At 39.7% G+C, this 12,045-nt stretch carries 9 protein-coding genes; 2 read left to right on the top strand and 7 right to left on the bottom strand.

The features are described 5' to 3' along the window. Positions 1–161 precede the first annotated feature (161 nt). The 5 genes from IGJ39_RS04810 to IGJ39_RS04790 form a co-directional block, all read right to left on the bottom strand. A complete protein-coding gene (locus tag IGJ39_RS04810) occupies positions 162–566 on the bottom strand; it encodes a VOC family protein (RefSeq protein ID WP_195339602.1) in 405 nt (134 codons plus the stop codon). Between the two features lie 42 nt (positions 567–608). Then, complete coding sequence (locus tag IGJ39_RS04805; RefSeq protein WP_195339603.1) at positions 609–1,412, bottom strand: AraC family transcriptional regulator; 804 nt, start codon at positions 1,410–1,412, stop codon at positions 609–611. Between the two features lie 158 nt (positions 1,413–1,570). Continuing rightward, the gene (gene thrS / locus IGJ39_RS04800) at positions 1,571–3,505 is read right to left on the bottom strand and encodes a threonine--tRNA ligase (protein WP_195476288.1); all 1,935 of its coding nucleotides are present in this window, start codon (positions 3,503–3,505) and stop codon (positions 1,571–1,573) included. Positions 3,506–3,830: 325 nt separating this feature from the next. Beyond that, positions 3,831–4,010, bottom strand: coding sequence for a 2-hydroxymuconate tautomerase (locus IGJ39_RS04795; RefSeq protein ID WP_002287649.1), 180 nt, complete (start codon positions 4,008–4,010; stop codon positions 3,831–3,833). 110 nt (positions 4,011–4,120) lie between these two features. Beyond that, a complete protein-coding gene (locus IGJ39_RS04790; RefSeq protein ID WP_195339605.1) occupies positions 4,121–5,932 on the bottom strand; it encodes a heavy metal translocating P-type ATPase in 1,812 nt (603 codons plus the stop codon). A 196-nt stretch (positions 5,933–6,128) separates the two neighbouring features. Between IGJ39_RS04790 and helD the strand changes: the two genes are divergently transcribed. Beyond that, a complete protein-coding gene (helD, locus tag IGJ39_RS04785; RefSeq protein ID WP_195339606.1) occupies positions 6,129–8,411 on the top strand; it encodes an RNA polymerase recycling motor HelD in 2,283 nt (760 codons plus the stop codon). A gap of 199 nt (positions 8,412–8,610) precedes the next feature. On the opposite strand, the gene IGJ39_RS04780 is transcribed toward helD, so the two are convergent. Beyond that, positions 8,611–9,249, bottom strand: coding sequence for a hypothetical protein (locus IGJ39_RS04780; protein WP_019724515.1), 639 nt, complete (start codon positions 9,247–9,249; stop codon positions 8,611–8,613). 534 nt (positions 9,250–9,783) lie between these two features. On the opposite strand from IGJ39_RS04780, the gene IGJ39_RS04775 reads away from it, so the two are divergent. After that, positions 9,784–11,079, top strand: coding sequence for an ISL3 family transposase (locus IGJ39_RS04775; RefSeq protein ID WP_195339621.1), 1,296 nt, complete (start codon positions 9,784–9,786; stop codon positions 11,077–11,079). Positions 11,080–11,251: 172 nt separating this feature from the next. Here IGJ39_RS04775 and IGJ39_RS04770 read toward each other — a convergent pair whose 3' ends face one another. Beyond that, positions 11,252–11,971 carry a YebC/PmpR family DNA-binding transcriptional regulator gene (locus tag IGJ39_RS04770; protein ID WP_029594248.1) on the bottom strand — a complete coding sequence of 240 codons (720 nt, stop codon included), beginning with the start codon at positions 11,969–11,971 and terminating at the stop codon, positions 11,252–11,254. Positions 11,972–12,045 lie beyond the last annotated feature (74 nt).

The raw sequence follows: 12,045 nt of genomic DNA, 5'->3' as shown, positions 1-12,045 counted from the left end.
TGTTATTCCTAAAAATCAATCGCTAAAAAAAGAAGCCAAGGTATAAGTGGCAACATGTCACACCCTTATCTTGGTTTCTTTTGACTTATCATTTATGGAATTTCACAGAACCAGCTATAAAAAACAAAATAAAAAAGAAAGAAGCAACATATAAAAAGAAACTAATATCCATCATTCAGTTCAAACAAATTGCCTTCCGGGTCTCTAAAGTAGGCACTGGTAAATCCTCCCCAAGCCTCTATTTTCTGAGGTTCACCTAAAAAAGTGACACCGTTGGCGGTTAACTTCGCATAGTCCTTTTGGATATCCTTCGTAGGTAATGTGATCACCACTGTATCAGATATTCCATTTTTAGCAGACTGTATATACCCTTTGACCAAAGACATTTCTTTTGCTAACGTCATATCAAAACAGTTAGGTTCTCCTTTTGCCATAGCAAATGACATATACGGACCTTTTCGATCTCCCCATGTAGGAACCAATCCTAATTTTTTTGTGTAAAAATCATAACATTCCCCATAATCTTTTTGAATCAACAACCCGATTTTTGCCTGATTAAAGTTCATCTATCGACCACTCCTTTTTTAAGTTAGTTTTATTGTAGCAACTTAGGTTAGTAACGTATTGGATAGAAGCGACATTTTTCGCTGCTCACTCAACTTAACAAACTCAATGGGTGTGAGGCCAATATTTTTTTTGAACTCATTGATAAAATGGGACTGGTCATAATAATTTCCAACAAGCTCCCTTCGATCGGCAGGTTGTTTTAATAAAATGGTCAAACTATGATGAAATTTTATGGTCGATAGAGCCAATTGTGGGGTGAGACCGTAATGCTTTTTGAATAGCCGTTGGACATGCCTTGGACTAAGCCTCATATATTCGTATAATGCTTGTGGGGAAGCTAATTTTTTTATATATAGTTTTTCAAATAACTGAATGTATTCCGTCGAAGAGATACATTTGGCTAATCCGGATAAATAGCTGATCAGCGATTCTTTCATTTCTTCAATCGTGAGCGTAAAAAGAAGGGTTGTATCAAACCCAATATCTACTTCTTCAATGAACAACACTTGATCCATCGCTGCTGTTGCCTCTCGACCAGTTAAGGCAGAAAAAGTGCCTGGCTTTAAGCGAAAACCAATATAGTGTTCGGGAAACCTTGAGAGAAAGTTGAAGTCCGTTTTACTTGAACCAGTATAGAAAACAGATTGCTCCAAAACATTGACAATCAAATCAATGCAGCCGTCGGCGATGATCACGTCGTTGACCGTACCGCTAAAGTCAAATGAAATAGACTCCCACATACACACCAAGACATCTGCTAAGTCTGGGAGAACCGTTTCTTTATAATGCATTTTTTCTTCATATGCTTGATGAAACAGATGATGAGGTTGGATCGGTTGATACATTCTCTACGTTCCCCCTTATTTATCTAATACATTTTTTTAGCACGATCTAGCGTTTTGACGTGTGTAATAAGTGCCCCATAAAAAAACAGGAAGGAACAATTCTTTGTTGTCCTTCCTGTTTTTATTAAATTAGGCGTTGGTTCTCTTGCGAACTCGTCTTAACGGCTGTAATTATGAACCTCTTCTGCCATTGCATCGACAAAGATATTCAAGTCCTCTACAGCAGTTTCTTTACTACCATATCGGCGGATATTGACTGTTGCATCTGCCACTTCTTTATCCCCAACTACGATTTGGTATGGGATTTTTTGCGTTTGTGAGGCACGGATCTTATAGCCCATTTTTTCATTGCGATCGTCGACTTCTACACGCAAGCCTTTCATTTGTAGACGTTCTTTGATTTCATAAGCGTAATCTGAATGAGCATCAACTGAAACTGGGATGATCGTTGCTTGGATCGGTGCCAACCAAGTTGGGAATGCGCCTTTGTATACTTCTGTCAAGTATGCCACAAAGCGTTCCATTGTTGAAACGATGCCTCGGTGGATAACGACTGGGCGATGATTATTTTCGCCATCTTCTCCTACATAAGTTAAATCAAAGCGTTCTGGTAACAAGAAGTCTAATTGGATCGTTGATAATGTTTCTTCTGTTCCCAATGCTGTTTTAACTTGGACATCTAATTTTGGTCCATAGAAGGCTGCTTCTCCTTCCGCTTCGAAATAGTCAAGTTCCATTTCATCCATCGCAGCTTTTAACATGATCTGTGCTTTTTCCCACATGGCATCATCGTCAAAATATTTGTCCGTGTTGTTTGGATCACGGTAACTTAAACGGAAGCGATAGTCTGTAATATTGAAATCAGCGTAAACTGCGACCATCAACTCCAACGTACGTTTGAATTCATCTTTGATCTGATCAGGACGAACGAATGTGTGTCCGTCATTCAATGTCATTTCACGTACACGTTGTAATCCAGACAACGCACCTGATTTTTCATAACGGTGCATCATACCAAGTTCTGCGATACGGATCGGTAACTCACGGTAAGAATGGATCGTATTTTTGTAGACCATCATATGATGTGGGCAGTTCATTGGGCGTAGCACGAGCATCTCGCCATCTCCCATATCCATTGGTGGGAACATATCTTCTTGGTAATGATCCCAGTGGCCTGAAGTTTTGTATAACTCTACGTCCCCCATGATCGGTGTATACACATGTTGATAGCCTAAGCTGATTTCTTTATCTACGATGTATCGTTCGATCGTACGACGGATTGTTGCACCTTTTGGTAACCAGAAAGGTAAACCAGAGCCAACTTCAGGAGCTACCATGAATAATTCTAGCTCTTTACCTAGTTTGCGATGGTCTCTTTCTTTTGCTTCTTCGCGCATTTGGATAAATGCTTTTAATGCTTTTTTATCAAAAAATGCTGTTCCATAAACACGTTGCATCATTTGGTTATTTGAATTTCCACGCCAGTAAGCTCCTGCCACAGATAATAATTTGAAGACTTGGATACGACCAGTTGATGGGACATGTGGCCCACGGCATAAATCGATGAATTCTCCTTGTTGGTAGGCAGTGATGACTTCGTCTTCTGGTAATTCGCTGATCAGTTCCACTTTGTAAGGGTCACTTGCAAAGATTTCTAATGCTTCTTGTTTTGATAACACACGACGTTCGATCGGCAAATTTTCTTTGACGATCGCCATCATTTCCGCTTCGATCGCTGGTAGGTCTTCGACACTGACTTGGCTCTCACCGTTATCAGTATCATAGTAAAATCCTGAATCGATTGCTGGTCCTACACCAAAGTGGATATTGGGATATAAACGGCGCATGGCTTGTGCCATCAAATGAGCACTTGAATGACGAATCAAAGCAAGTGCGTCCTCATGATCAGGTGTCACAATCTCGATTGAGCCATCCTCTTCGATCCCGCGGTTCAAGTCGATCAGTTCGCCATTCACTTTTCCAGCTAAGGCTTTTTTGGCTAAACTTTTAGAAATACTTTCTGCAATTTCTGCAGTGGTGATCCCTGGCGCAAACTCTTTGACTGCACCATCAGGAAATGTCATTTTTATCATAGGGGTTCCTCCTTTAAATTTCCGTTTTTAGCTTCGCCACCAATAAAAAAAAGTCCTAGTATCTGTACAGATACTAGGACGAAAAATTCGTGGTTCCACCTAATTTTGAATACGACATGCGTATTCCTCAAGCGTGATAACGGTACGACCGCCTCTGTTTCAACAAAGGTTTCGAAAGTGGTCATCCTTTGGTTTTCTCCTGGAAAAGTTTCAGCCTAGCTTTTCCTCTCTTATCGAAGACTCTCAAATTCAGTTGTCTTTCTCATCAATCATCTATGTGTTTATTTAACCACTATTATTTCAAAAAATCAAGTCTCGAATTCACTTATTTTTTCCATTCACCATTGACACCATACGTGCCTTTTTTCATTTCGTTGATAATTACATGAATGTGTTCTTTTGGTGCTTGCGTATTTTTATGGACCGCCTCGGTGATATCTTTCATCATGTTTTCTAATTGTTCTGGGCTACGTCCTTCGACTAGTTCAACATGTACGAATGGCATGTTTTCAACTTCCTTTCATCGTTCACTTTTTTATTGATCAACTATTGCTTCTCTCTTTGCATCATACCGCAAAAAGATTTTGCTGAAAAGTCTCTTTTATCATTTTGCCTTTAATTTTGTGTGATCATGGCATGTGGTTGTTGTTTCGCTGATTTTTTTGCACGTAACGCACTTAAAATGGAAACTGTATCAACCACTTCTTGAAGCATCGCGCCAAACAATGCTGGAATGACTCCTGTACTGGCAACGATCATCAAAAAGACACAGACAAAAATCCCAATCAAAACAGATTGTTTCGCTACTTTCATCGTTTCTCTAGAAATCATCACTGCTTCTGCCACTCGTTCTAAATCATCTTTCAAAATGACGACATCTGCACTTTCACTTGCAGCAGTTGAGCCATGTGCGCCCATGGCGATGCCTACATCTGCGACAGTCAAGGCAGGAGCATCATTGACACCATCTCCTACCATCGTGACAGGCCGCTTTTCTTTGGGGATACTAGTTAAAATCGTTAATTTATCTTGTGGTAAACAACGAGCATGAACTTCGGTCAAGCCAACTTCCTCGGCAATTGCTTCTGCCACAGTACGTCCGTCCCCAGTCACTATCAGTAAGTCGGTGATGCCTTGAGCTTTCAAGCGAGCGATTGTTTTACTTGCTTCTGGACGGATCGTGTCTGAGAAGTAGATCGTGCCGGCGTATTTTTCATCAATCGCCACATAGATCGCAGTCGTATCTGTTTTAGCTTCTGGAACATCAATAAAGCGTGCATTCCCTACTTTAACCTGCCTGCCATCAACCGTAGCGGTAATCCCTTGCCCTGAGATTTCTTTCAAATCAGTGACTGGCAACAATTGGGGAACTGCTTGAACTAAGGAACGGGCCAAGATATGGGCTGAGCCTTGTTCCGCACTCGCCGCCACACGTAATAATTCCGCTTCTGAAAACCCTTGAACGGGAGCGACACCAGTTACTTCAAGCATCCCTTTGGTGATTGTTCCTGTCTTATCAAAGGCAATCGTTTTAGTCTCTGCTAATTTTTCCACAGCGGTACCAGTCTTGACAACGATCCCACTTTTACTTGAACGACTCATTCCCGCTACTAGAGCAACAGGTGCAGCCAAAATCAATGGACATGGCGATGCTACAACTAAGACTTGCGCAAAGCGTACAGGATCACCACTAGCCCACCAAGCGATTCCGCCGATCAAGTAAGCGATCAAAGTAAAGGGAACAGCATAACGATCTGCTAGACGGACAAAACGTGCGGGTTTTTCTTTCGATTCTTCTACTAGTTTGATAATTAATTGATACTGGCTATCTTCTGCCCGTTTCTCAACCACCATTTTGACAGATGAGTCCCCATTGACCGAACCGGACATCAATTCATCACCGACTTTCTTGCTCAACGGTTTTGCTTCTCCAGTCAGTGATGCTTCGTCAAAAGTAGATTCCCCCATGATCACTCGTCCGTCAGCTGGAACGATTTCTCCTGGTTTGATCACCAGATGATCGCCGATCTCAAGTGTGTCTACCGCAACATCAAGTTGTTGATCTCCTTGCAATTTATGGGCAGTTCTTGGCGTATTATCTAATAGGGATTGCAATTCCTGACCTGCTTTTTTTTGCGCATAGTCTTCCAAACTTTCGCCACCTGTCAGCATGATCAAAATCATCAAACTCGCCCAATATTCATTGACGAGCAACGTCGCAACAATAGCCGTAATCGCTAAGATATCGACCCCATATTTTCCTGAACGCAGCGTTTTGATCATTTCGATAAACATCAAGAAGGCAAGTGTACCACCGGTGATAGCAATGATCATAAACGCAAGGCGAGGACGGTCGAACATAAACTCACTGATGAGGGCCACCACTCCAATCAGTAGTGTCATGGCAAATTTTTTAAAATGTGTCATTTCGTTCAGCTCCTTTCTCCACATTTAGAATACCTGTTCTCTAAAGCCATTTAAACTAAAAACCCCTAAATGAAAACAACTATCACTCTCATGTAGTTTTACGTTTATTTTTAGTTAACTCACTTGTGTACCTTTTTTAGTCAAACTGTGCTATACTTTTAATTCGTTATTTACGGCGGAAGGAGTAAACGATGCAATGAATGAAAGACAATTAGAACAACAGCATGTGGAAGAAACCACACAAATGATCCAACTTGAACAACGCCTATTGAATCGCAAATTAAGCGACTTGACTGAAAAAATGAATGACTCCACAAAAGAAACAGCCAATCACAAAATACGTAGCGGCTCCAACGAGTCTTTTTATGAGTCAGTGGTCGAATACCGCCAACATGAACAAGAATTGCTTTTAAAATACCATACATTAGAATCTCAGCAAAAACGTCTACAAACATTAGAAGTAATGAAAGAAAGTCCTTACTTTGCTCGCATCGATTTCAAAGAAGAAGCGGAAAAAGAAACCCTCTATCTAGGAATCGCCTCATTGAGAGATACAGAAGAAGAAACCATCGTGATCGACTGGCGTGCACCGATCGCTAATTTGTATTACGAAGGAGAAATCGGCCCCGCTTTTTATGAAACAGATGTCGAAAAAATCGACGTCGAACTTCTATTAAAACGACAGTTCAAAATCGTTGAAGGAAAAATCGTCTCGATGGTCGATACATCTGAAGTCATCAATGATGATTTTCTATTAGAAATCTTGGATGATGCATCAAGTGCTCACATGAAAAACATCGTGTCGACGATCCAAAAAGCACAAAATGCCATTATCCGTGACACCAACAGTAAAGTGATGCTGATCGAAGGAATTGCTGGAAGCGGTAAGACTTCAGCATTACTTCAACGTATCGCATTCATCCTTTATCACAATCGGAAATGGCTGGATGCTGAGAACGTCTTATTGTTCTCACCAAACCATCTGTTTTCTGATTACATCTCCACTGTTTTACCATCTCTTGGTGAAAGTGGTGTTCCGACACAAACCTTCAAAAATTATTTACAGCAATTGGTTCCTGAATTTGAGTTGACTGAAGAAGAACAACAAGAAGTCGGTTTCCTTTCTGGTGCTGATGACCCGATAAAAACGTTGAAATCCGGATTGACTTTCGTTGATCACCTGGAGACTTACATCCAGACGATCACTGATTTTGGGCCATTGTTCCGTGAGATGAAAATCAATGGTCGAACGATCCTATCCAAAGAAGCGATCCGAAAATGGTACCAAGAAACCAATGAACTACTTCCATTGCATCAACGTCTATCTTTATTACAGACAAAGTTATTGAAAAAATTAGGCGGTCTGCAAAAGGATGAAACCCGTCAGAAGTGGGTCAAAGAGCTTGCTGAAGAACAACTTCAAGAACTATATGCAACCGATCCAAATTTAGAATACACCGAACAAAAAGAAAAATCATTGCGTAAAAAACTCACGAATCAAATCGTGAAAAAAAGATTCCGTAAAGTTCACCGAGGAATTTTACATTATCAATTCGTCAACTTACCGAAACAGTTTCTTCACTTTTTACAAACGATTCCTAAAACGATGTTAACCGCACATGGAATCAGCGAAACTTCTTGGAACGAACATCTTCAAGAAGTCAAAATGAACTTACGGAAAAGAGAATTGCCACAGGAAGACGCTGTCTTGTACTTCCTCTTGATGCGTCGAATCCATCCTGTATCAGTCACACAAAAGGCAAGGTATATTTTCATTGATGAAATGCAAGATTTTGCTCCTTCGCAGGTCGCATTGCTGCAATCAATCTATCCAACTGCCAATCTAACATTTTGTGGGGATCTGAACCAAAATGTTTTTGGGAACGAGACGATCACTGGTTCGTTAGAGTCGCTTTTCCCAGAGAAAGAAGTGACCCAATTCCAATTGACGACGAGCTATCGCTCCACGAAACAGATCACTGATTTTGCCAATCATTTCTTAGCTCACGACAATCTTGTAGAAACAACGGCTCGTGAAGGTCGCCTACCGTTGATCGTCCAAAGTGATTCATCTGCAAGCAAAATCAACTGGTTGGAACAAACGATCATTGACACGAAAGAGCAAGCAAAATATTGGCGTACCGCGATCATTGGTAAAACGATCGCTGAATGTGAAGCACTCTATGAACAATTGCCTGTATCCCTGAAAGATCAAGTCCAATTGATTGCTGATGAATCTGATTTTATGAAACGTTCGATTATTCTTCTTCCTGCTTATCTAGCAAAAGGATTAGAATTTGACCGAGTCTTTTTATGGAATGTCGATGATGCACATTTTAATTCTGGTCATGACAAACAAATCTTATATACAATGTGTACGCGTGCCATGCATGAATTGATCCTATTTACATCAGCGAAAGACGCTTCTTTTCTACAAGCATTGGCTACTGAAAGTCATGAGTCTCTCGCTTTAGATTGATTCGTTATTAAAAATAAAAAGCATCAGGGGAATCAGTCCTCTCGCACCACTTTAAACTGAATATACGGCGAGAACAGAAGTAACCTCTTCAAAAAATAAGGCGTCATCCACAAAAATTGAAAAAACAATTTTCGTGGATGACGCCTTATTTCTCGAGGCTAAACACTTCTGTCTCTGCCTCTTTTTATTCATCTATCGATCATAACATCAATTCTGTGTTTGGGTATTTCAAACGAACAAGTGAGACGATCATTCGCAATTCTTCGATATTTTCGGGATATTCTGGGTCAAATACTTTACTATGGCGACCAATCCCTCCGTTATCGATCAGACGATAAATACGATTCCAATCCATAAATTGTTCGACTGTTTGGAAATTACTGATCGGGTAACCCCCACTATCCAATATTTCTGATACACGAAAAGCCAAATAAGCTGTATCAATGACTTTTTCTTTTTTCGTATCAACTTTTTGACTTGTTTCAATCAATATCTTTTCTGGTTGATGCTTCAGACTCCAGTCCAATAATAAAAAGAAAGCTTCCATCCGATAATCTTCTTCAAACAACTGAAATGCTGAGTCAGAACGTCGAAAAAGCAATGGAATCAAATATTTTTTTTTATAGATCAGCATGGGCGCGCGATCAACCATACATTCTAGATAACGATTCAAATAGCCTGTGCCTATATAGTTTCCTAAACGATAGCCTTCTACCCCATAAGGTGCATATTTTTGTGCAAGCTTTGAGCAATCGGTGATATTGACTGCCAACTCTTCTACTTTTTGGTAACCGCTTAGAATACGTTCGAAAGGCTCTAGATTAATTTTTGCTTCCATTATTCTTTCCCCGCCTACATCAAATTACTATTCGTTTACTCACGATACTTTAATAATAACACAGGTTGAAATAGAAATGATAATAAATCACAAAAAAACTGTAACAAATAACACAGGATTTTTAATTTAACTACTCTGTATTTGTTCTCTTTCTTTCATATCGTATGACTATACTTCTTTTTTAGCCTCACCGATATTTTCTCTTCTCCGAAAAAATCGTATAAATAAAAGTACGAAAGCAAAACATGACATTAGGTTTTTAAGCAGGATAACAGCTATTTGTTTTTTTAGGAAAATAAAAAAGTGTCTGGACATTCATCCTCTCGTAACACTTAAAACTGAACAAACGGCGGGAACAGAAGTATCTCTTCACAAATAAGGCGCCAGCCACAAAAATTGGCTCTATAATTTATGGGACTGATGAATCAAAATTGATTCTTCAGTCCCATTTTCATTTTAGGTATTAAAAAACATATCGTTCTCTAGTATGATTAAATCACCACAAAATAAACAACTGAGAGGACGATATGCTATATGAATGATTCTATCAAAAAAATGCTAAGATTAATAGATAAAGATTTGATGATTACTGAGATCTCTTACGAGATCTTTCATAAGGAAAAGACATTGGTCATTAATGCCATTCTCTCACCTGATCCTTGTGCCTGTAGAAGTTGTGGTTCTACTGTGGTAGATGGAAATGGGAAAGCAATTGTGGTGAAAAATGGGAAGAAAGAAATCATTGTCCGCTTTGAACAATACAATCATATGCCAATGGTTATGCGCTTAAAAAAGCAACGCTATACCTGTAAAAACTGTCGAACCCATTGGACTGCTCAAAGCTATTTTGTACGCCCAAGACATTCAATTGCGGATCATGTCAGATATAAAATTGCTTCTTTACTGACTGAAAAAGTCTCTTTATCTTTTATTGCGAAAAGCTGTCAGGTATCTTTGACTACCGTTATTCGTACATTGAAAGAGTTTAAAAGCTATTTACCAAAGCCCACTAAGAGGATTCTCCCCAAAGTATTGATGGTTGATGAATTTCGTTCGCACACTTCCATAGAAGATAAAATGAGCTTTATTTGCGCAGATGGAGAAACAGGTAATTTAATTGATATCTTACCTACTCGTAAATTACCTCGATTAACAAACTATTTCTTGGGCTGCACCAATCCAGAAGAAGTAAAATTCTTAGTCACAGACATGAACGCCGCCTACTTCCAGCTCACCAAACGCGTTCTGCCAAATGCGAAAGTAGTGATTGATCGGTTCCATATTGTCAAACACATGAATCAAGCTTTCAATGAGTTGCGTATCCGTGAAATGAATGAACTGCGTAAAGCAGGACAGAAAAGCCATGCAGAAAAACTGAAAAAGAACTGGCGCTTTCTGCTAAAAAATCGTGCAAACATTAATCACTATGAGTATAAAACATGGAAAAGTTTCCGAGCACCTAAATACCCATTTCTTACTGAAGCAATGATGATTGATCGATTGCTTAGCTTTTCTAAGCCCCTAAAGGAGGCGTATCCCTTTTTCCATGAATTAGTTGAAGCTTTTCGAGACAAAGACCCTGACTTGTTTTTCTCCTTATTGGCAGAACTTCCCGAAACGTTAGATGACGGCTTTCGTGAGAAACTTCAAAACCTACTGACCTACGAAGAAGGCATCGCCAATGCGATGATTTATCCTTACTCCAATGGAAAAATAGAAGCAAAGAATACCCACATAAAAACGATGAAACGAGTATCCTACGGATTTAGATCATTTGAGAACATGAAAATTAGAATCTTTTTGACCAATCAATTAATCAAAGTTAGATAACAAAAAATCTGAGCCAGAATGTGGTTCATTCTGACCCAGATTTAATTTTTCGCAACTCATCAGTCCTTATTGACAAAGAGCCCAAAAATTTGAAAAACAATTTTCGTGGCTGGCGCCTTATTTCTCGAGGTTAAACACTTCTGTTCCGACCTCTTTTATCCGCTTTATTCGATTAATCTTCTAAGGCAACATTATGGAAGACATGTTGGACATCTTCTAGATCTTCTAATACATCGATCATTTTTTCGAATTGTTCCAAGTCTTCGCCAGTCAATGTCACTTCATTTTGAGGGATCATTTGGATCTCCGCAATTGAAAAGTCAGTGATGCCTTTTTCTTTTAGTGCTTCTTGAATACTGTGGAAATCTGGCACTTCTCCGTAAACGATGATTTGGCCATCTTCTTCCATGACATCACGTACATCGATGTCCTTTTCCATCAAGTATTCTAAGATCTCATCTGCATCTTCACCGGCAAAACCAAAAATCGCGGTATTGTCGAACATATAAGATACTGCCCCAGAGACACCCATATTTCCGCCGTTTTTACCGAATGCTGCACGCACATCAGCGGCTGTGCGGTTTACGTTGTTGGTCAATGTGTCTACGATCACCATTGAGCCATTTGGTCCAAATCCTTCATAGCGCAATTCAGAGTATGTTTCATCCCCAGAACCTTTTGCTTTTTCAATTGCTCGGTCGATGATATGTTTTGGTACATTGTAAGTTTTAGCGCGCTCAATGACGAAACGTAGTTTTTGGTTAGCGTGTGGGTCAGGATCACCTGATTTTGCTGCTGCATAGATTTCAATTCCGAACTTCGCATAAACTCGGCTGTTGTTTGCATCTTTAGCTGTTTTTTTAGCTACGATATTGGCCCATTTACGTCCCATAGTTTCACTTCGCTTTCTGATTTGATATAGGATAGATTCTTTTTGATTCGTGCGGGAACACACAAAACGTCCTG

The organism is Enterococcus sp. AZ140, assembly GCF_051714405.1.
Classification (GTDB): domain Bacteria; phylum Bacillota; class Bacilli; order Lactobacillales; family Enterococcaceae; genus Enterococcus_B; species Enterococcus_B pernyi.
Note: the sequence above shows the minus strand (reverse complement) of the source record. Positions and strands in the feature narration are given on the sequence as shown.

Coding starts and splice junctions, on each gene's coding strand:
- IGJ39_RS04810 (WP_195339602.1), bottom strand. CDS start 566: ATGAACTTTAATCAGGCAAAAATCGGGTTGTTGATTCAAAAAGATTAT.
- IGJ39_RS04805 (WP_195339603.1), bottom strand. CDS start 1,412: ATGTATCAACCGATCCAACCTCATCATCTGTTTCATCAAGCATATGAA.
- thrS (WP_195476288.1), bottom strand. CDS start 3,505: ATGATAAAAATGACATTTCCTGATGGTGCAGTCAAAGAGTTTGCGCCA.
- IGJ39_RS04795 (WP_002287649.1), bottom strand. CDS start 4,010: ATGCCATTCGTACATGTTGAACTAGTCGAAGGACGTAGCCCAGAACAA.
- IGJ39_RS04790 (WP_195339605.1), bottom strand. CDS start 5,932: ATGACACATTTTAAAAAATTTGCCATGACACTACTGATTGGAGTGGTG.
- helD (WP_195339606.1), top strand. CDS start 6,129: ATGAATGAAAGACAATTAGAACAACAGCATGTGGAAGAAACCACACAA.
- IGJ39_RS04780 (WP_019724515.1), bottom strand. CDS start 9,249: ATGGAAGCAAAAATTAATCTAGAGCCTTTCGAACGTATTCTAAGCGGT.
- IGJ39_RS04775 (WP_195339621.1), top strand. CDS start 9,784: ATGAATGATTCTATCAAAAAAATGCTAAGATTAATAGATAAAGATTTG.
- IGJ39_RS04770 (WP_029594248.1), bottom strand. CDS start 11,971: ATGGGACGTAAATGGGCCAATATCGTAGCTAAAAAAACAGCTAAAGAT.